A 20,222-nucleotide genomic window follows, 5' to 3' on the forward strand; every position below is an offset into this window, starting at 1 on the left:
CGTGCCCAGCCGGCCTTTGACCAGCGCGAAACTGCAACGTATGCCGCTACCCGGCAATGCAACTCGCCGATGCTGAGCGGCTCGTTGGCCGCGGCGCCGCACGGCCGCAACGAAGGAAGCCGCTGCGCGTGGTGATTTGCGCGCCTAGTGACATCCGGGTAGTTTTCTGCTGCACCCGCACCGTCGGGGGTGTGAGCGGATTGTGTACGTCCAGCCGTTCGCTGCACGGGATGATGGCTCATCATCCAGATCGGTGGAGGTCGACCGTCGAGGGGTCGGTCGCCGTCCGCCGGGTGTGCAAGATGACTCGCGAACAGCCGGTATGCCAGTCCTGCCTGGCCGGGCCCCGGTGTTCCTAGAGTAAATCGTCACCCACTTGTGACAGCACCAGTCGCAGTACCTGCATGGCGCCCGCCTTGTCGAGGGGATCGTTGCCGTTGCCGCATTTGGGGGACTGCACGCAGGACGGGCATCCGCTCGGGCATTCGCAGGCCTCGATCGCCGACGCAGTGGCTCCCAGCCAGGTGCGCGCCCGTCGAAAGCCGCGTTCGGCGAATCCCGCCCCACCCGGATAGCCGTCATAGACGAAGACACTGGGCAGTCCTTCGGGCCCGATAGCGGTGGAAATGCCGCCGATGTCGCCGCGGTCGCAGCTGGCCACCAGTGGCAGCAGCCCGATCGCCGCATGCTCGGCGGCGTGCAGCGAACCGGGAATCGCGACGGCGTCGACACCATTTCGCAACAGCTCTTCTGCGGTGATGGTATACATGACCGCGGTCGTGGGCAGCACGTGTTCGGGCATATCCAGCTCGACGAAATCGATCACCTCACCGGAAAGCCGGCGCCGTAGGTAGCCCACCACCTGGTGGGTGACGGTCACCGGCACCAAGCCGACGGTGACGGGCCCGAACTCCAAGCGCTCGCCGGATCCGGTTACCGCGATGTCGGTGAGCTCGCGCGCAAAGGTCGCATAGCCGGGATCGGCGGCGTGGACGAAGGCGAGCCCTTCTTCGGTGTCCAGGGAGTCGACGACGTAGCTTTCGCCCTGATGCAGATAAACGGCACCCGCATGCACCGATGCCGGCGCCTGATCGGCTCCGACGTTGCCCAATAGCCGGCCGGTGTCGGCCTCCACGATGACGACCTGCCCACCGATGGAACCCCGGATGTCCACCGCGGCGTGCGGTTGCACCCCCGGTGCCGGAAAGTACTTGTCGCCGCGCCGGCGCAGCAGACCGTCATCGACGAGCGTTTCGACCACCTCGACGGCGCGAAGCTCGTGGACTTCTACCGCATCGAGCGGAAGTTCTGTTGCCGCGCAGAGCAACTGTGGCCCCAGCAAGTAGGGATTGCCGGGATCTATCACCACCCGCTCCACCGGCTTGTCCAGGAGCGCCGCGGGATGGTGCACCAGATACGTGTCGAGCGGATCATCGCGCGCGATCAACACCACCAGCGCACCCTGGCCACGCCGGCCGGACCGCCCCGCCTGCTGCCAGAAGGATGCGACGGTTGCGGGGAATCCGGCCAGCACCACCGCATCCAGCCCGGCGATGTCGACGCCCAACTCCAGCGCATTGGTGGTGGCCAGACCGCGCAGCCGGCCCTCCGTCAATGCGTGTTCGAGACAGTTGCGGTCCTCGGGCAGATAACCGGCCCGATACGACGCCACCGTGTGCGACAACTGGGGCGCAATGTCTTGCAGCCGCGCCTGCGCGCCCAGCGCGGTGAGCTCAGCGGCCCGCCGTGACCGGACGAAGGTCAAGGTCTGCGCTCCCTCGACGATCAGATCGGCCATCACTCGCGCCGCCTCGGTGCCGGCGGAGCGCCGCACCGGGGCGCCGTTTTCGCCGGTCAGGTCGGTCCGCAGCGCGGGTTCCCACAGTGCCACGGTGCGGGCCCCCTGGGGCGACCCATCCTCGGTGACCTCCGCAACCGGCTGGCCGATCAATTCGGCGGCGGTGGCACCCGGTGAGTCCGTCGTCGCGCTGGCGAAGATGACCGTCGGGTGCGCCGAGTAGCGTGCGCACAATCGCAGCAGACGGCGTAGCACCATTGCCACATTCGAGCCGAAAACACCCCGATAGTAATGACATTCGTCGACGATCAGATATCGAAGATTTCGCAACAGGACCGCCCAGCGGGCATGGTTGCGCAATATCGACAGATGGATCATGTCCGGGTTGGAGAACAACCATCGGGAACGCTCGCGGGCAAAGCGGCGCACTTCATCGGAACTGTCGCCGTCATAAGCCGTGGGCGCGACATCCCTAAGTCGTTCAACGTTGGCAACCAGCGCCTGCGCGGTGCGCAACTGGTCGTGGCCCAGCGCTTTGGTCGGAGACAGATATAACACCCGGGCGCGGGGGTCGGCCGCCAGCGCCGCGAGGACGGGAAGTTGATAGGCTAGCGACTTGCCGGACGCGGTACCTGTGCTCACCACCACGTGACGGCCGTCATGGGCCAACTCCGCGGCCGTGGACTGGTGTGACCAGGGGGCGGTGATGCCACGTTGGGTGAAGGTGCGCACGACGTCTGGCTCGGCCCATTGCGGCCAGGCGCTCGGCTGACCCGCACGCGGCGGCAGCTCGGCGACATGGTGTAAAGGATGTTCTCCGGTCGGGGTACCGGCGAGCGCGACGGCAAGCAATTCGCGCCCGAAACTTATCATTTGCAAACCCTTCACAATTCATCGACGACAACGGGCTGTCGCCGACGCCATGAACATGATTGACTAATCGCGGTCGTAGCTTCTGTGTTCGTGTCAAACTTTCGCAGGATCGACGTTGCGGCCGCGGTTCCTGCGAGGTTATCGGTCGGGTGAAGTTCCGGCGACTCTGCGAGGTATGGCGGTCGCGGCTTGGCCCGGGGCACCGAGAGGCGGTGCACCGCACCCAGAAGAAAAGGAAAGATCGAGAGATGCCACAGGGAACTGTGAAGTGGTTCAACGCGGAGAAGGGGTTCGGCTTCATCGCCCCCGAGGATGGCTCCGCGGATGTTTTTGTCCACTACACGGAGATCCAGGGTTCGGGCTTCCGCACCCTTGAAGAGAACCAGAAAGTCGAGTTTGAGATCGGCCACAGCCCTAAGGGCCCCCAGGCCACCGGAGTCCGCTCGGTCTGATCCGAGCAGATTCTGACGAATCCCCCCGACGTGATCCCGCTGAGCGGGTCCGGCGGGGGGTTTTCGTTTCTGCCGTGAGCGCCTTGGTCGCCGCGCCGGACGGGGAGAACCCGCGGACCGGGTTACTGGCCTACTGTCGGTGGCGTGAGTCAGCTGTCCTTCTTTGCCACGGAGTCGGTGCCGCCCGCGGTCGAGGACCTATCCGGAGTGTTGGCAGCATCCGGCCAGGTCGTGATGGTTGGTGCTGGTGCGCGGCTGTCGGTGGTGGTCGGGGAGTCCTGGCGAGCCGAAGCTCTCGCCGAGATGATGCGGGAGGCGGGCCTGGTGCCTGAGATCACCCACACCGACGAGGACACGCCGCTGGTGCGTACCGCCGTAGACCCCAGATTGCGCGCAATCGCCGCGGAGTGGACCCGTGGCGCGGTCAAGACGGTTCCGCCGCGATGGCTGCCAGGTCCGCGAGAGCTGCGCGCCTGGGCGCTGGCCGCCGGCAGTCCCGAGGCCGACCGATATCTGCTGGGGCTTGATCCGCACGCACCCGATACACATTCGCCGTTGGCGTCGGCTCTGATGCGAGTGGGCATTGCACCCACTTTGATCGGCACCCGAGGGAGCCACCCGGCGCTGCGGATAAGCGGGCGACGAAGGCTATCGCGCCTGGTAGAGAACGTGGGGGAACCCCCGCCCGGTGCCGAAGCGTTGGCTCAATGGCCCCGGGGCTAGGCGCCTGTGGACCCCGGTTTTCCGAGGAGCTGAATTGCAGCCAGTTTGCGCAGGCCCGCCTTAGGGTGCGAAATTGTCTGTTGCCCGCAGGTGGGAATGTCGGGCTATTGGATTTCGCCTGAAATTCAGCAGCCGGCCTGGCACCCTTCTGCAAGGGTGGCCCCGCCAGCGGGGCTGGGATGAGAGATGGAGCGTAACCGCAGTTGGCTGACCCGAAAACGAAGGGCCCTGGAAGCCGTAGCAGCGGCGGAAATGGGAGCGGCCGGCGACTTGTCATAGTCGAGTCGCCCACCAAGGCGCGCAAACTTGCTGGTTACCTGGGGCCCAGGTACATAGTCGAATCCTCGCGTGGCCACATCCGCGACCTGCCGCGGGCCGCCGCGGATGTGCCCGCCAAGTTCAAGTCCGAGCCGTGGGCGCGCCTCGGCGTCAATGTCGACGCGGACTTCGAACCGCTCTACATCATCAGCCCGGAGAAGAAGAGCGCAGTCAGCGAGCTCAAAGACCTGCTCAAAGACGTCGACGAGCTCTACCTGGCCACTGATGGTGACCGCGAGGGCGAGGCGATCGCCTGGCACTTGCTGGAAACCCTCAATCCGCGCGTGCCGGTCAAACGGATGGTCTTCCACGAGATCACCGAACCGGCCATCCTCGAAGCCGCGGAAAACCCCCGTGACCTGGACATGGACCTCGTCGATGCGCAGGAGACCCGGCGCATCCTGGACCGGCTGTACGGCTACGAGGTCAGTCCGGTGCTGTGGAAAAAGGTCGCGCCCAAGCTGTCGGCCGGCCGGGTGCAGTCGGTGGCCACGCGGATGATCGTGCAGCGAGAGCGCGACCGGATGGCGTTCCGCAGCGTGTCCTACTGGGACATCGTCGCCACGCTGGACGCCAGCGTGTCCGACCCGAAGGCCGCGCCGCCCACCTTTGTCGCCCGACTGACCAGTGTGGACGGCTTGCGGGTGGCCACCGGTCGCGATTTCGACTCGCTGGGCACGTTGCGCAAGGCCGACGAGGTCACCGTGCTCGACGAGGCCCGGGCGGCCGCGCTGGCCACCGGCCTACACGGCGCGCAGCTGAGCGTGGCCTCGGTCGAGGAAAAGCCCTACAGCCGCCGTCCGTACCCACCGTTTATGACCTCGACGCTGCAGCAGGAGGCCGGCCGCAAGTTGCGGTTTTCCGGTGAGCGGACGATGAGCATCGCTCAGCGGCTCTACGAAAACGGTTACATCACCTACATGCGAACCGACTCGACGACCCTGTCGGAGTCGGCGATCAACGCCGCGTGCACCCAGGCGCGCCAGCTCTACGGCGAAGAGTATGTGGCCTCATCTCCGCGCCAGTACACCCGCAAGGTGAAGAACGCGCAGGAGGCGCACGAGGCCATCCGCCCCGCGGGTGAGACGTTCGCAACCCCCGACGCCGTGCGTCGTGAACTCGACGGCGACGAATTCCGGCTCTACGAGCTGATCTGGCAGCGCACGGTGGCCTCCCAGATGGCGGATGCCCGCGGCACCACGCTGAGCCTGCGGATCGGTGGTAGCGCGGGTGAGCAGCAGGTGGTGTTCTCGGCGAGCGGTCGCACCCTGACCTTCCCCGGGTTCCTCAAGGCCTACGTGGAGACGGTGGACGAACTGGTCGGTGGCGAGGCCGATGACGCCGAGCGGCGCCTGCCGAATCTGACGCCGGGCCAGCGGCTCGACGCGGTCGAGCTGACCCCGGACGGGCACACCACCAACCCGCCCGCCCGCTACACCGAGGCCTCGCTGGTCAAGGCCTTCGAGGAGCTGGGAATCGGACGCCCGTCCACCTACACCCCGATCATCAAGACGATCCAGGACCGCGGCTACGTACACAAGAAGGGCAGCGCCCTGGTGCCGTCGTGGGTGGCGTTCGCGGTCACCGGATTGTTGGAGCAACATTTCGGGCACCTCGTCGACTACGGCTTCACCGCGGCGATGGAAGACGAGCTCGATGCCATCGCATCTGGTCAGGAGCGGCGCACCGACTGGCTCAACAACTTCTACTTCGGTGGCGACCACGGCGTGTCTGATTCGGTGGCGCGCGCCGGGGGGCTCAAGAAGCTCGTCGGTGTCAACCTCGAAGGCATTGATGCGCGAGAAGTCAATTCCATCAAGCTGTTTGACGATGAGCAGGGGCGTCCCATCTACGTTCGGGTGGGCAAGAATGGTCCCTACCTGGAACGCACCATAACCGGCGAAGACGGTGAGCCGACCCCGCAGCGCGCCAACCTCAATGACTCGCTGACACCCGACGAGCTGACCCTGGTGCTGGCCGAAGAGCTATTCGCCACGCCGCAGGAAGGTCGCGTGCTGGGCATCGACCCGGAATCCGGCCACGAGATCGTCGCCAAGGACGGGCGCTACGGGCCGTATGTGACCGAGATTCTTCCCGAACCTCCCGCACCCGAAGCCGGGGCCGAGGCCCCCGCCAAGAAGAGCAAGAAGGCCACCGGGCCCAAACCCCGCAGCGGTTCGCTGCTGCGCAGCATGGACCTGCAGACGGTCACCCTCGAGGACGCGCTCAAGCTGCTCTCGCTGCCGCGCGTGGTGGGCACGGATCCCGCTTCCGGCGAAGAGATCACCGCGCAGAACGGGCGCTATGGGCCATATCTGAAGCGCGGCACCGATTCTCGCTCGCTGGCCACCGAATACCAGATTTTCTCCATCACCCTTGACGAAGCGCTCAAGATCTACGCCGAACCCAAGCGTTCTGGCCGGCAGAGCGCTTCGGCTCCGCCGCTTCGTGAGCTGGGGACCGATGCCGCGTCGGGCAAGCCGATGGTGATCAAGGACGGGCGGTTCGGTCCGTACGTCACCGACGGTGAAACCAATGCCAGTCTGCGCAAGGGCGACGAGGTCGCGTCGATCACCGACGAGCGGGCCTCGGAATTGCTGGCTGACCGCCGGGCCCGAGGGCCGGTGAAGCGAGCCGCCAAGAAGACCACCCGCAAATCGCCGGCGAAAAAGGCCGTCAAACGCGCGTGACCGGGGCCGGTTAGCTACCGCTTTTGGTGGAGACCTTTTGGGCTACAGCGAGGTTCAGCGGGCGGGCCAGCTGGGTCGGTGCGGTCCGTCCGCGTAGTTCGACGACTTCGGCGACGTCCCAGCACAAGGCTTCGGCGTCTAGCGCCCCGCTGATCGCGATCGCCGAGGCCAGCACGTGGCCTTCCTCGAGCTTGGCCAGCTCGGTGAGTCGGGCGGCCTCATTGACCGGGTCGCCGATCACGGTGTATTCGAAGCGGGCCTGCGCGCCGATGTGGCCGGCGATGGCCCTGCCGGCCGACACCCCGATGCCGAACTCCGCAGATCCCAGCACCGGAATGAGTTCGTCGTGCAACTCGCGCGCGGCGCGCAGCGCGGCGCCGGCGCCGTCGGGGTGTTCGATCGGTGCGCCGAAAATCGCCAGGGCGGCATCGCCCTGGAACTTGTTGACGAATCCGCCGTGGCGCGCGACGGTGTCGACCACCACCCGGAAGAATTCGTTGAGCAGGCCGACCACCTCGACCGGTGGTCGGGTCGCCGCCAGCTGGGTCGAGCCCACCAGGTCGACGAACAGCACCGCGACATCGCGTTCCTGCCCGCCAAGCTCGGTACCGCGTTCGATGGCGCGCCGGGCCACGTCCTCGCCGACATATCGACCGAACAGGTCGCGCAGGCGTTGCCGCTCGGACAGGTCGCGGACCATGTCGTTGAACCCGGCCTGCAGCAGGCCCAGCTCGCTGGCGTCGTAGATCTGCATGTGCGCGTTGTAGTTGCCGCGCTGCACCTCCGACAGCGCCCAACGCAGCTGGCGCAGCGGATCGGCGATCGACATGGACACCAGCAGCGTGCTGGCCGAACCGATCGCCAACGCTGCCAGCGCGAGCAGCAGGATGGGATTGAACAGCTTGTCCGGGGTGGCGTGCAGAATCGCCATCTTGTCGGCCACCACGGCCAGCACGATCGCCAACAGCGGTACCGCGGTGGACAGCACCCAGGCCAGCATCAACCGCGAGATGACCCCGGGCGACCGCAAGTTCTCCGGTACCCCACTGCGTAGCGCGGCCACCGCGACCGGCCGCAGCACCCGCTCAGACTGCAGGTAGCCGATGATCGCGGTGGCGATGGCGCCCAGGGCGGTGGCAATCGCCACCACGGGCGCCGCATAGCGAGCCACCGACCAGCTGGCGACGATGAAGATCACGCTGCCGATCGCCCACGACCCGACGCTGATCAAGGTGCGATAGAACGGCATGCGCAGCACCCGGCTGCGGGCCAGCTCGGTGGCGGACGGGTCGGCCGCCGCAACCAGATTGTCGCGGCGCTGCCACCGGAAGACCGGCACCAGCAGCTTGAGGTTCAATGCGAACCCGGCGAGGAACAAGGTAATCACGGAGGTGAGGAAGATCGCCAGATTCAGTGGTGGTAGATCCTGCAGCTGGATGCGATCGTTGGGTGGCAAGCCATAGCGCAGAAAGCCCAGAACGAATAGGCCGCCGATGATGTCGGCCTGCAACATACTCAGCGAAAACACCGGCCACGGAGTGCGCACTACCCACCGGGCGAACCCGTTGATCCGCCCGGGCAGGGTTGCCACGGTAGCCACCAGCCCACCGTATCCGGATGGGGGGACTCGCCGGAAACCTACGTGGGACTCGGCAAGTCGTTACCGAGTCGACTCGAGACGGGAAAGATAACGGAAATGTCGCGAAACGGTAGCCAATCGGTATCTGTCGGCGGGGACTAATAGTGTCCACGGTGATGTCTGGGGTATTCGCGCGGCTGGTAGGCCAGGGGGCGGTGGAATCGGAGCTGCTCGCGGCCGCGAGGTCAGCTCGCAGTGATTCGACTCACAGTTCGGGGTATGACGGGGATATGACACATGCGTGGCTGATCACCGGGCCCCCGGGCTCGGGGCGGTCAATCGCCGCATTGTGCTTCGCCGCGGCGCTGCAGTGCACGTCAGACGGCGATCCGGGGTGCGGACGTTGTCGGTCCTGTTTGACCACCATGGCGGGGACTCACGCGGACGTGCGGCGGGTGATTCCCGAAGGCCTCTCTATCGGAGTTGACGACATGCGCGCGATCGTGCAGATCGCATCGCGCCGCCCAACCACCGGGCGCCATCAGATCGTGCTGATCGAAGACGCCGATCGGTTGACCGAAGGTGCGGCCAATGCCCTGCTCAAGGTGGTCGAGGAGCCGCCCGCATCGACGGTGTTTCTGTTGTGCGCACCATCGGTGGATCCCGAGGACATCGCGGTCACGTTGCGGTCCCGGTGTCGCCATGTCGCGCTGGTGACGCCGCCGACCACCGCGATTGCCCAGGTACTGATCGACAACGATGGGTTGGCGGCCGAGACGGCGAATTGGGCGGCTTCGGTCAGCGGTGGCCATGTGGGCCGGGCGCGGCGGCTGGCCACCGACCCGGAGGCGCGGCAGCGACGCGAGCGAGCGTTGGGGCTGGTTCGTGACGCCGCGACGCCGGCGCGGGCCTACGCCGCGGCCGAGGAGTTGGTCGCCGCCGCCGAGGCCGAGGCGCTGGCGCTGACTTCCGATCGCGCCGAGGCCGAAACCGAGGAGCTGCGTACCGCACTGGGGGCTGGTGGCACCGGGAAAGGGACTGCCGGCACGATGCGTGGCTCCGCCGGCGCGATCAAGGACCTGGAACGGCGGCAGAAGTCCCGCCACACCCGGGCCGCGCGCGATGCGCTGGACCGGGCCCTGATCGACCTGGCCACCTATTTTCGGGATGCGCTGCTGGTTTCGGCGAAGGCCGACCAGCCGCGGGCCAACCATCCGGACATGGCTGACCGGGTCGCTGCGCTGGCCGCACACGCGACTCCGGAGCGGCTGTTGCGTTGCATCGAGGCCGTGCTGAACTGCCGTGAAGCGCTGTCGATCAACGTAAAGCCAAAATTTGCGGTTGACGCCATGGTGGCAGCCATTGGGCAACAACTGCAGTAGCGGGGTGCCGGTCGGTCGATCCGGACTTGGGCGGACCTGCCCGCCTGCCGTAGACTCGTGCCGCCCGGAATGAGGGCACGCCGCCTTAGCTCAGTCGGTAGAGCGATTCACTCGTAATGAATAGGTCAGGAGTTCGATTCTCCTAGGCGGCTCCACCTGTACAGGTCAGGCTGGGTAATTACCCTGCCTGTTCGTGTTCGACGGCTTGAAGGGCGCGGATAGGGCGCGAATACGCATCTAGGCGGCGGTGTAGTCGGGCACCGGCACGGACTGCTCGACGTAGTGCCGCCGGGTGATTTCGCTGCTGCTGTGTCCGGCCTGCCGGGCCGAGGCTTCCAGCCCTATCGCGCGTTCTACCGCGGTGACGACGGACTTGTGGATCGAGTGCGGAACAACCTACTTGAAGTCCTCGCCGCGGATCGCCCGCCAGCGGGTGCGGACATTGGCCTCTGGCTGGTGCGTGCCTCGGCGGGGCGTGCTCTCGCAGCGTCGCGGCTCCGAACTCCGGGGTCGTGACGGTGTAGGGCTCGCCGCCGGCCTTGTGCCCGGTGGGATTTCTTGTCGAGTCGGTTACCGATGTACACGGTGACGGGACCGTCACCGTCGAGGCCGTGGATGTCGTCCCAGGTGAGTGCGAGCACTTCGCCGATGCGGGCGCCGGTGGCCAGCAGTACGTCGAAGATGCGCAGCCGGTCATACCCGCGCGCCGGTCCGCGATTCGATCGACCGCTCTGCCATGCAGCGATCCTCCGCCGCATCTCCACGGCGTCGTCGGGGGTGGGGGCGCGCGGTTTGGTCGCTGACCGTGGTGGTGTGTACGCGGGCGTCGACGGGGGAGTAGCCGAGCGCAGGTACCGGTCGACCCGTTGTGTGGTGAGTTCACGCAGTCGGACGGTCCGCAGGGCTGGGATGAGCAGCTTGCCGATTACCCCGGCGTAGGCGTCGAACGTGTCCTCGGTTTTGCGCGGCCCGGCGCCGTTGGTGTGGGCCGGAGCAGTGTCGGCCCGGTACGTGTTGCGGGACGCCGTCGATTACATGGCCAACGAGACATGATGTTCGTACATCAGCGGTGGAGAACCGTGCTGTGTTTCCTTGGTGGGCAAGCCTCTCTGCAATGTCAGCGCTGTCGACTATGCTGGTCAGAACCGCAAAATCAGATGAGGTGTTTGTCCAGGTGACCGAGTTGCAGAAGGCGAAGCGGCGCATCAGGACTGTCAGGGCAACCCGCCGCAACACCGAGCTGGAGGGCACCCGCAGCACCGCCGCTACCCGTGCCGATCAGGACGACTACGCCCGCGGCAAGATTACGGCAGCCGAGTTAGGTGAGCGCGTCCGCCGCCGGTACAACATCCAGTAACCGGGCCTGGAGTGCCGCTTCCATGGGACACCGGCGATCACGAACGGAACTGGCAGGGCTACTTCATCCCCGGTACTTCCGTCTTACGGAACCGGGTCGGCGCCCGAACGCATGCCGAACTGCGTGACGCCGAGAACGACCTCGTTGAGGCCCGGGTGATCGAACTCCGCGAGGAACCCAATCTGCTGGGCGACCGCACCTACGATCTTGCATACCTGCGGGCGATTCACCGCCAGCTGTTCCAGGACGTTTACGTCTGGGCGGGAGACCTGCGGACAGTCGGCATCGAGAAGGAAGACGAGTCTTTCTGCCCGCCGGGTAGCATCAGTCGGCCCATGGAGCATGTCGCCGCGGAGATCCACCATCTCGACCGGCTCAGAGCGATCGACGACGGCGATCTCGCTGGCAAGGTCGCATACCTATACGACCACGTGAACTATGCCCACCCGTTCCGCGAGGGCAACGGCCGCTCCACCCGCGAGTTCTTCGATCTCCTGTTGTCCGAACGCGGTTCTGGCTTCGACTGGGGGAAGACTGACCTGGAAGAGTTGTACGGCGCTTGTCACGCAGCGCGCGCCCACTCTGATCTCACAGGCATGGTCGCGATGTTCACGAAGATCCTCGACGCCGAACCCGCTTACGACTTCTGATCGCACTGTACCTCCTGCTGTCAGCTGGTAACGGTGCGTGTTCAATCGGTGCGAGTTGGTCGGCGGCCCGCCGGGGAGTGGCTCCTGGGTGGGAATGACCTGTTCGACTACTTCCTTGGGCCACGGTTCGAAGCCTTTCCAAAGACTTCCCACCTGGTTGGGGATGGTGTCAGACTTCCTCATGGCCACCGACAAGACGGCGTTGGTGCTCCTGCACGGCGGGGCTGGGTCGGGCAGGGCATGGCAAGACGTGGTACCCGTCGTTTCGAGATATCACCAGGTGCATGCGCCGACGGCTCCCGGCCACCGAGGCGGACCCCCAGTGCAGAGGCGGCCAGCGACCGCGGCGGATGAGCGCTACCTCGACGAGCAAGGACTTCAACGCCCGCATCTGGTCGGCCATGCGATGGGCGGCTATTTGGCGATCGAATTGGCTCGGCGCGGCCGCGCAGCAACAGTGTGTGTGTTTGCGCCAGGTGGCTTCTGGGTGTCGGGTGACGGGCTGCGAGAAAGGACGCTGTCACGAGCGCTGGGAGGCGCCGGAATCGCTCGCCTGATGCGACCCATCATGCCGCTGGTGTTGAAGTCGCCGAGGGTCCGCCGACTTATGTTCCAGGATGGCGCGTGCCACGGCGATCGGATAAGCGCGCACCGGGGTGTTGAGATCTTTGACGACTTCCTCGGATGCACGGTCGCCAACGAAGTATTCTCAATCGACGAGGAGCAGATTGCCCCTTTGGACCCGTTGCCCTGCCCCGTCACGGTGGCGTGGTCGGAGAAAGACGAAATTGTTCCCGTCACGTCTTACGGCCCTAATGCGCGTGCGCGCCTGCCGCAGGCGACGTTCGTAACTCTGCCTGATGTTGGGCATGACCCTATGGTCGACGATCCCGAACTATTCGCACGGACGATTCTGAGCGTGACGACAGCGAATGCACCCCAGGTGTAACGCCGCAACAACAGTGGCGGCCAACGGGCGGCTTCCGGTTCCGCGACACTTCAGGCGCTGCGCATCGGCCAGTGCCCGTCTCGAAGGAAGCCGTGAAGTACAAGATCGGCCTTGTCTTGACTCTGGCAGGTATGGCAAGTCCTATCGCTCTCGCGCCCTGCGGCCTTGCAGGCCGCGTGCGCTCGCGGTCTACCGGCGTCCGCGGCTCCGGCCCGTGTTCCGGCTGGCCGTTCGTGTGGGTTGCGTGAGGTGGGTGGGTCGCTTTGTGGTGGTGGGGGTTGGTTGTCGTGCTCACTGCCGGCCTGATTGTGCCGGGCATTGGGGCGATTGTTCTCGGGGACACGCGGCGTGCATCCGTGCGTGAGAGAGGGCGGGAGAACTCGGTTCCGGGGCGCGAAAACCTTGCGCTCGCCTGCACTCAGAGGCGCACTCGAACATGCATGTGATGCTCTGAGCTGCGCGGATCTGAAATCCCTGGGAACGAGACAACGCCTGATCCCGCTTTAACCATCATGAATAGGTCAGGAGTTCGATTCTCCTAGGCGGCTCGTTTGTTTGTGGTGGTCAGCCGTGCGGGCCGGTCGCGCCCGCCGTGCCGGCGTTGCCCGCTTTGCCGTCTGCGCCCGCGGTGGCCCCGCTGCCGCCGGCACCGAAGCCGCCGGCGGCGCCGCCAGCACCACCCGCGCCCCCAGCGCCAGGGGCCCCCGTCGAGCCGTCGGCGCCGGCGTGGCTGAACAAGATGCCTCCCTGACTGCCGATGCCACCCACCGAGCCGGTGGCGCCGCCCTCGCCGCCCTCGCCGCCCTGGGCGCCGTCACCGCCGTTGCCGTCGTCGCCGCCGAAGGCGATTTGAGTGGATCCGTTGCCGCCGGCACCACCCGCGGCACCTGCGCCGCCCGCGCCGCCGGTCCCGCCGTTGCCGCCGCTGCCGATCAATAGCCCGCCACGGCCACCGTCCCCGCCGGTCCCGCCGCCACCGGCGGTACCCCCGGAGACGTCGGTGGCAAAGCCGCGGCCGCCATCGCCGCCATCGCCGCCGATGCCACTCGCCAAACCGGTGGCCTTGCCGCCATCGCCACCCGCGCCACCCGAGCCGCCGGGGATTCCGCCTTGACTGCCGTCGCCGCCGGCGCCCCCGTGGGCTTGCCCCGAGAAGCTCTCGGCGTCCCCGCCGGCACCACCGGCCCCGCCATTGGCGCCGCCACCGGGATCACCGCCGGCCCCGCCCTTGCCCCCGGTGGCCGACCCCGACGAGGCAGTGGCGCTTCCGTCGGCGCCTCCGGTACCGCCGGTCTCGCCGGTCCCACCGGTATCACCGGTATCGCCGTTTCCCCCGGTCAGGGGGCCATTGCCGCTAACGTTGCCGCCGGCGGCACCGGTTCCGGCCGTCCCGGTGGGGGTGGGGTTGACACCGTCTGCCCCGGCCAGGCCGGTCCCACCCTGGCCCCCGGTACCGCCATCGCCGAACAGGAACGCGTTGCCACCGTTTCCGCCATGCCCGGGACTACCGCCGTTGACGCCCGCCATGGCGGTCCCGCCTTGGCCGCCGATGCCGCCGTTGCCCCACAAAAGGCCGCCGGTGCCGCCGGTGCCGCCGGTGGCACCAGCCCCACCGACACCTCCGGTGCCGCCGCTACCGAGCAACCCCGCGTTGCCGCCGGCGCCGCCATTTTGGCCGGGCGCACCGGAGCCGCCGGTGCCGCCGGTGCCGATCAAGATGCCGCCGTCGGCGCCGTTGGCCCCGCTGCCGGGTGCGCCGTCGGCGCCGTTGCCGATGATGGGACGGCTCAACAGCGCCTGGGCGGGTGTGTTGACCAGTCCCAGCACGTCGCGTTCGAGGACCTGCAAGGGCGAGACATTGGCGGCTTCGGCACTGGCATAGGCCAGTCCAGCGCCGCTCAACGTTTGGGTGAACCACTGATGAAACTGCCCGGCTTGGACACTGAGTGCCTGATAGGCGCGGGCATGCGAGGAGAACAGGGCGGCCACCGCCGCCGAAACCTCATCCGCGCCGGCGGCCTGCAGCACGGTCGTCGGCAGCACCGCCGCGGCATTGGCTGTGTTGAGCGCGGCGTCGATACGTGCCAATTCAGTCGCCGTCGATGCCAGTAGGTCTGACGCCGCCACCACGTATGACACCGCTGTACTCCTAGATATGAAAGGTATGAAAACCGTTGTTGACTTTGCGGGCCAACGCTACCGCCAAATTTCGCTGAAAGTTATTGTCTTGGCGAAAACTTCGAGACAACTAATTCATCCGGAAGGGAATTATCGCGCCGCTTATTCGGGAGCCAGAAAACCCACCGGACCGGAGGCGACACACACCGCCAATGCGGTGGTATTGGCTCGCACGGTGATCACATCGCCGGCGCCTGGCAGCCGGGCGTAGACCCGGTTGAGGCCCGGATGCACCGGAACTTTGCGCTCGGGTCCCTCCGGCAGCGCCAGCGTTATCGACCCGTCGCTGTTGGCAAGATAATTGAGTTCAACGGTCCAGTCGGCGGGCAGCAACGGGCCGTCCAGGACCAGCCGTGCGGGCTGGTCTGGCTGCGCGAAATAGCCGCATTGGGGCATGGGGCCGGGAACAATCGTCCGTATCCAGGTAACTCGCGCATCGACCAAATTTCCAGAGCTGGTAAACATTCTCAGTTTGGTTGTCGCCGTCGCGAAATCGGGGCGGTTCGGCAACAGTGCGAACATATGGCTGGCCAGGTTTTCCGGCCAGGCCACCCGTTGCAGCACCAGTGGATCGACTTCTTGATCCAGTAGCGGGGCATTCGAATTTATCTGGGCGCCAGCCAAGCTCGCTTCCGCATTCTGCAGGTATGACTTGGTCGGGTTGTCGCGCCAGCTGGTCAGAAAGGTCGCCGTCGAGTAGAGGCTGCTGGCCAGGAATAGCATCGCCGCGGCGGTGATCGTGCTGGCCCGGACGCGCGAGGCATTCAACCAATCTGACGGCCGATTCGCCGCGGTCAAGGCGACGGCGGCCAACAGCGCCAACACCACCACCAGATCGGGGAAATAGCGCAGCGTCTGCGCCAATTCCAGGGCGGTGAACCGCGATGAGCGCATCAGGTAGATCGGCACCTGGCAGGCGACGGCGTAGCCGGCCGCGGTCAGCCACACCGCGCCGATGCGTCGTTTACGGATCAGCGACAAGCCGAGTAGCCCGGCCAGCACCAGCCATCCGAGCGCCATCACCGTCGGCGGCGGCGTCGCCCACGGGGACGCCGGGGCCCAGCGATCCCAGCGCCACGGTCCGCCGGCCAGGCCCCCCACGATGCCGTGCGTGATCGATCGACACAGCAGGTCCCAGGTCATTGCCAGATCCCCACTCCAGCGCTTCTGGTCAACCACGGCCAGATAGAGCACCATCCAGCCGGCGATCAGCGCCAGCGCCGCCGTCCACAACCGGATCCCGGCCTGCCAGGCCGTGCGCAGCGGACGCTTGTCGCCGCCGACATGGCAGACCAGGGCGCTGACCGCGAAGGCGACGAACGGGACCACCGCCGCCTTTTCGAAGAACAGCAGGCCGGCGAAGTAGGCGAGCACCGCGCTCACCGCGTATCGCTGGTTACCGGTGCGGATCAGCAGGATCGCGTCACCGCACACCCAGGCCAGCGCCGCCAGCAGCGGCAGCGAGTTCAGTGCCGCCGCCCACCACGCGAATCCGGGCACCCCCAGCGGGGTGAACAGCGCGAACGTCAGCGGGATGAGCAAGACCCGGCGCCAGCCCAGGATCACGTAGAGCGCTCGCAGCAGCGCTAGCGATGCCAGCAGCTGCAGCACCACCAGGCTGATCGCGGGTCCGGTCCAATCCAGCGGCATCAGCCGGATGATGATGCCGGCAACCAGAAATGCGCCGGGCATGACGTGGCCGTCATGGTCGTCGAACAGGTAGGTCGCCGAGAGCAGGTCCTGGGTGCCGGCCCGGCCGACCAGGATCAAATCGTCCCAATAGAAATACCCCCGGAACGCCAGCACGGCGCGGACCCCCAGCTGAATCATGATCAGCGCGATGGCGGCCACCGCGACCTTGGGCACGGGCCTGGTCCGGGTGGGCATGGTTATTTCTTACCGGTCGGTATTGTGGGCCGGTGCGTGCACTGGTCACCGGCGCGGCCGGTTTCATCGGATCGACACTGGTCGACCGTCTCCTGGCAGACGGTCACACGGTGGTCGGACTGGATAATTTCGCAACTGGCCGGGCGACCAATCTCGAGCATCTGGTCGACAACCTTGCGCATGTCTTCGTCGAAGCCGACATCGTGGACGCCGACCTGCAGGCAATTTTCGAGCAGCACCGGCCCGAAGTGATTTTTCATCTGGCGGCGCAAATCGACGTCCGCCATTCGGTGGCCGATCCGCAATTCGACGCCTCGGTCAATGTCATCGGTACCCTGCGGCTGGCCGAAGCGGCCCGGCTCACCGGCGTCCGCAAGGTGGTGCATACCTCCTCGGGCGGATCCATCTATGGCACCCCGCCGCAGTACCCGACCAGCGAGCGGGTGCCCACCGACCCGGCATCGCCGTATGCCGCCGGCAAGGTGGCCGGGGAGATCTACCTCAACACATTTCGGCATCTGTACGGCCTGGAGTGTTCCCACATCGCCCCGGCCAATGTGTACGGCCCGCGCCAAGACCCGCACGGCGAGGCGGGGGTGGTGGCGATCTTCGCCCAGGCGCTGCTGTCGGGTAAGCCCACCAAGGTGTTCGGCGACGGCACCAACACCCGCGACTACGTGTTTGTCGACGACGTCGTCGATGCCTTCGTCAAGGCGGGCAGCGACGTGGGCGGCGGCCAACGGTTCAACATCGGCACCGGCGTGGAAACCTCGGACCGCCAACTGCACTCAGCTGTGGCCGCGGCCGTCGGCGGCCCCGACGACCCGGAGTTTCACCCGCCGCGGCTGGGCGACCTGAAACGGTCCTGCCTCGACATCAGCCGGGCCGAAGAGGTGCTGGGCTGGCGTCCGCAAGTCGAACTGGCAGACGGGGTGCGGCGCACCGTCGACTACTTCCGGCGAACCCACGGCAGCTGATTGGCTGGGCCGGCCTCAGCGTGGCTCCGGTGTCTGAGCTCCTTCGAGCGCTATGGCGCGGGCCAGCCGCGCGTAGCGCAGCTCCAGGTCTTTGAACCGCATGTAGGTGCTCAGCGTGGTGAAGCTGAACGCCATGATCAGTGCGTAGAGCATCAGATCGGTGCCCCGGCGCACTCCGAACCAGTGTGCGACCACCGTGGTGTCGTCCGGTCGCAGCACCGCGTAGATACCGGCCAGGACGAATAGGACGTAGCCGACTTTGACCCATGCCCGCGACCGGGCGCTGCGGCGGGAGCGCAGCAGATAGAACAGCAACGCGATGATCGACCCGATCAACAGCACCTGGATCCAGTTCATCGTCGTATCCTCCCTCGCAAAAACCCGTCGAAAATGATGTTGACGCCGTTGAGCAGGGGCTGCCCTTTCGACTTCGAGTAGTCGGTGTAGAGCACCTCGACGGGTTCTTCGGCAACGCGCCAATGGTTTTCGGCGATCAGCATGACGAACTCGGTGGCGTGGCTCATCCCGCTCATGGTGATGTTCAGCCCATCGGCCACGGTCTTGTTGAACACCCGCAGGCCGTTGTTGGTATCGGTCAGGCCCAACCGGCGACCGCGCGGACTCAGGCGCGCCGCGGTCTGCAGCACAATTCGCTTCAGCAGGGGTGGGCGGCTCCCGACGGGCCGCCCGAAGCGGGTTCCGATCACCACGTCGACATCGCCGACCGACAACCGATGCACCATGGCGGCCAGGTCCTTGACGCGGTGCTGGCCGTCGGCGTCGAACGTGGCGAAGATCTGGGCTCCCGGCTGCTTACGGGCGTATTCGACCCCGGTCTGGATGGCCGCGCCCTGGCCCAGATTGATCGGATGAGCCGCAACGTGAGCCCCGGCCCGCAGGGCGATATCGCCGGTGCCGTCGGTACTGCCGTCGTCCACGCACACCACATGGCCGAAGGTCGACCGCAGTTGCGCGATCACCTCGCCGATGACGGTGGCTTCGTTGAAGGCGGGAACGACGATCCAGACGTCGGGGTGATGCGTATCAATATCCATTTTCACGGCCATCTAGGCCCACAAATTACACGCCTGGCCAGGGCCCATCATCTGCTCGCGTATCCGGCGCGCGCCAGCGCGAGCAGATGAACACCGATCCCTACCAATGGGCCACACAACAGCGCCACCACCGTGCGGGCTTCCAGCGGCAGCGGCAACAGCAGCAGCAACCCTGATGCCGCTGTCGCGCTCACCCAGCCTAGTGAGTAAGCCCGGTGCAATGCGGCCGCCACCGCCGCGGCTCCGGTGAGCGTCAACATGGCGATCGCCACGGCGGCCGCGGTCAGCCAGGCCAGCAGGGCGCCGCTGGCCTGATGTTGCTGCCCGAAGGCCGAACGCAGTAGCCACGGGCCCACCGCTCCCGCGGCCAGCACCCCGATCACGCCGATACCGCCGATGAGTGCGGCCGGTGAGATCAGTGCCCGCAGTCGCTGCGCGCTCTCGTCGACGAAATGGGCGATGAGGTTTCCCTGCATCGCGGTCAGCGGCACCAGCAGCGGCGCACGGGTCAAAGTCACCGCCAAGATGATCACCCCGCCCTGGGGGCCGAGCTCGTTGGAGGTCAGCTTCAGCAGGACCGGAAAACCCATCACCAGAATCGCGCTGGCACCGGCGGCGGTGATCGAATGCGCGGCACCCCGCAGGAACGTTGCCGTGTTGCGCGGCGTCAGCAAGCGTGCCGTCGCGCGCGCGACGGGCGAAGCCAGCAGCAGAATCAGCCAGGAGACCGAGCCCGCCACCGTCGCCCACAGGAAGCCGACCAGACCCCACCCGATGGCAAACGTTGCCGCCGAGACCGCCACTCGGATTATCGCGTCGGTCACCATCAACGATCCGTAGTGCGACCACCGGTTGGTGCCGGCCAGCATGCCCAAAAGCGTGGCATGCAGACAGAATCCGGCCAGTCCCACACTGAGCAGTCCCACCGACAACCAGCGGTCCTCCACGAACACCCGCCCGCTCCACAGCGGCGAGCTGCCCGCGATCACCACGGCCGAGGCCAGTCCGACCATCCCGGCGATCCGCAGGGGATGAGTGCGGCCTCCTTCCGGCACGATGTCCAGGTACTGCGCGGAGCGGACTTCGCGCGTGGCTTCTTGCAGCAGCCCGTTGGCGGCGCCGGAAACCAGGCCGAATGCGCCCCAGAACACCCCGAACACGGAGAAGCCGCTGGGGGCCAAGTCCCGGGCGGCCAGATAGATCACCGTGTAACCGCACAGCGCGGTGACCGCGGTGGCGGTGCCGACGCGCGCCACGCTGCCTCGCGCGATCGCCCCCCCAGAGGCGCCCGCCGCTCCCGTTGTTCCCCCTACTTCGGTCACCCTGGCAGCACTAACGGCCAACCGACCTGATG

General features: G+C 66.6%; 15 protein-coding genes and 1 tRNA gene. 9 read left to right on the top strand and 7 right to left on the bottom strand.

From position 1 onward, the window contains the following. Nucleotides 1–355: 355 nt before the first annotated feature. Nucleotides 356–2,671 (bottom strand): DEAD/DEAH box helicase, encoded by a 2,316-nt coding sequence (locus tag SHTP_RS01510; RefSeq protein WP_096369563.1) that lies wholly within the window; start codon nt 2,669–2,671, stop codon nt 356–358. 248 nt (nt 2,672–2,919) lie between these two features. Here SHTP_RS01510 and cspA point away from each other — a divergent pair, with 248 nt between their 5' ends. The 3 genes from cspA to topA all read left to right on the top strand — a co-directional run bounded on the left by cspA (nt 2,920) and on the right by topA (nt 6,854). After that, nucleotides 2,920–3,123 carry a cold shock protein CspA gene (cspA, locus tag SHTP_RS01515; protein ID WP_007166602.1) on the top strand — a complete coding sequence of 68 codons (204 nt, stop codon included), beginning with the start codon at nt 2,920–2,922 and terminating at the stop codon, nt 3,121–3,123. A 144-nt stretch (nt 3,124–3,267) separates the two neighbouring features. Beyond that, complete coding sequence (locus SHTP_RS01520; RefSeq protein WP_096369564.1) at nt 3,268–3,846, top strand: hypothetical protein; 579 nt, start codon at nt 3,268–3,270, stop codon at nt 3,844–3,846. Between the two features lie 203 nt (nt 3,847–4,049). Next, nucleotides 4,050–6,854, top strand: a complete 2,805-nt coding sequence (gene topA / locus SHTP_RS01525; protein WP_096369565.1) for a type I DNA topoisomerase — start codon at nt 4,050–4,052, stop codon at nt 6,852–6,854. A 10-nt stretch (nt 6,855–6,864) separates the two neighbouring features. On the opposite strand, the gene SHTP_RS01530 is transcribed toward topA, so the two are convergent. Beyond that, nucleotides 6,865–8,454, bottom strand: a complete 1,590-nt coding sequence (locus SHTP_RS01530) for an adenylate/guanylate cyclase domain-containing protein (protein WP_096369566.1) — start codon at nt 8,452–8,454, stop codon at nt 6,865–6,867. 155 nt (nt 8,455–8,609) lie between these two features. Between SHTP_RS01530 and SHTP_RS01535 the strand changes: the two genes are divergently transcribed. The 5 genes from SHTP_RS01535 to SHTP_RS01560 all read left to right on the top strand — a co-directional run bounded on the left by SHTP_RS01535 (nt 8,610) and on the right by SHTP_RS01560 (nt 12,771). Next, on the top strand, nt 8,610–9,815 hold the full coding sequence (locus tag SHTP_RS01535) for a DNA polymerase III subunit delta' (protein WP_096372264.1): 1,206 nt from the start codon (nt 8,610–8,612) through the stop codon (nt 9,813–9,815). A gap of 79 nt (nt 9,816–9,894) precedes the next feature. Further along, nucleotides 9,895–9,970: transfer RNA gene (locus tag SHTP_RS01540), tRNA-Thr, on the top strand. Nucleotides 9,971–10,977: 1,007 nt separating this feature from the next. Beyond that, a complete protein-coding gene (locus SHTP_RS01550) occupies nt 10,978–11,172 on the top strand; it encodes an antitoxin VbhA family protein (RefSeq protein ID WP_036427006.1) in 195 nt (64 codons plus the stop codon). Between the two features lie 11 nt (nt 11,173–11,183). After that, nucleotides 11,184–11,822, top strand: a complete 639-nt coding sequence (locus SHTP_RS01555; RefSeq protein WP_096369568.1) for a Fic/DOC family protein — start codon at nt 11,184–11,186, stop codon at nt 11,820–11,822. A gap of 181 nt (nt 11,823–12,003) precedes the next feature. Further along, nucleotides 12,004–12,771 (top strand): alpha/beta fold hydrolase, encoded by a 768-nt coding sequence (locus SHTP_RS01560; RefSeq protein ID WP_231991571.1) that lies wholly within the window; start codon nt 12,004–12,006, stop codon nt 12,769–12,771. A gap of 564 nt (nt 12,772–13,335) precedes the next feature. On the opposite strand, the gene SHTP_RS01565 is transcribed toward SHTP_RS01560, so the two are convergent. Beyond that, entirely contained in the window at nt 13,336–14,910 is a 1,575-nt protein-coding gene (locus SHTP_RS01565; protein ID WP_096369570.1) for a PE family protein, read from the bottom strand. A 141-nt stretch (nt 14,911–15,051) separates the two neighbouring features. Beyond that, nucleotides 15,052–16,836, bottom strand: coding sequence for a hypothetical protein (locus tag SHTP_RS01570; RefSeq protein WP_096369571.1), 1,785 nt, complete (start codon nt 16,834–16,836; stop codon nt 15,052–15,054). Nucleotides 16,837–16,868: 32 nt separating this feature from the next. Here SHTP_RS01570 and SHTP_RS01575 point away from each other — a divergent pair, with 32 nt between their 5' ends. Further along, a complete protein-coding gene (locus SHTP_RS01575) occupies nt 16,869–17,813 on the top strand; it encodes an NAD-dependent epimerase/dehydratase family protein (protein ID WP_011741847.1) in 945 nt (314 codons plus the stop codon). A gap of 15 nt (nt 17,814–17,828) precedes the next feature. Here SHTP_RS01575 and SHTP_RS01580 read toward each other — a convergent pair whose 3' ends face one another. From SHTP_RS01580 to SHTP_RS01590, 3 genes are read right to left on the bottom strand one after another with little or no spacing between them, the layout of a single operon-like run. Continuing rightward, a complete protein-coding gene (locus SHTP_RS01580; RefSeq protein WP_011741846.1) occupies nt 17,829–18,170 on the bottom strand; it encodes a DUF2304 domain-containing protein in 342 nt (113 codons plus the stop codon). Further along, nucleotides 18,167–18,880: a polyprenyl-phospho-N-acetylgalactosaminyl synthase PpgS gene (locus SHTP_RS01585; protein WP_096369572.1), complete on the bottom strand. Its 714-nt coding sequence runs from the start codon at nt 18,878–18,880 to the stop codon at nt 18,167–18,169. The genes SHTP_RS01580 and SHTP_RS01585 overlap by 4 nt, the downstream gene beginning before the upstream one ends. 35 nt (nt 18,881–18,915) lie before the next feature. After that, nucleotides 18,916–20,211, bottom strand: a complete 1,296-nt coding sequence (locus tag SHTP_RS01590; protein WP_096369573.1) for a hypothetical protein — start codon at nt 20,209–20,211, stop codon at nt 18,916–18,918. Between the last annotated feature and the right edge of the window lie 11 nt (nt 20,212–20,222).

It is taken from the genome of Mycobacterium ulcerans subsp. shinshuense (assembly GCF_002355775.1).
Lineage (GTDB): Bacteria > Actinomycetota > Actinomycetes > Mycobacteriales > Mycobacteriaceae > Mycobacterium > Mycobacterium marinum.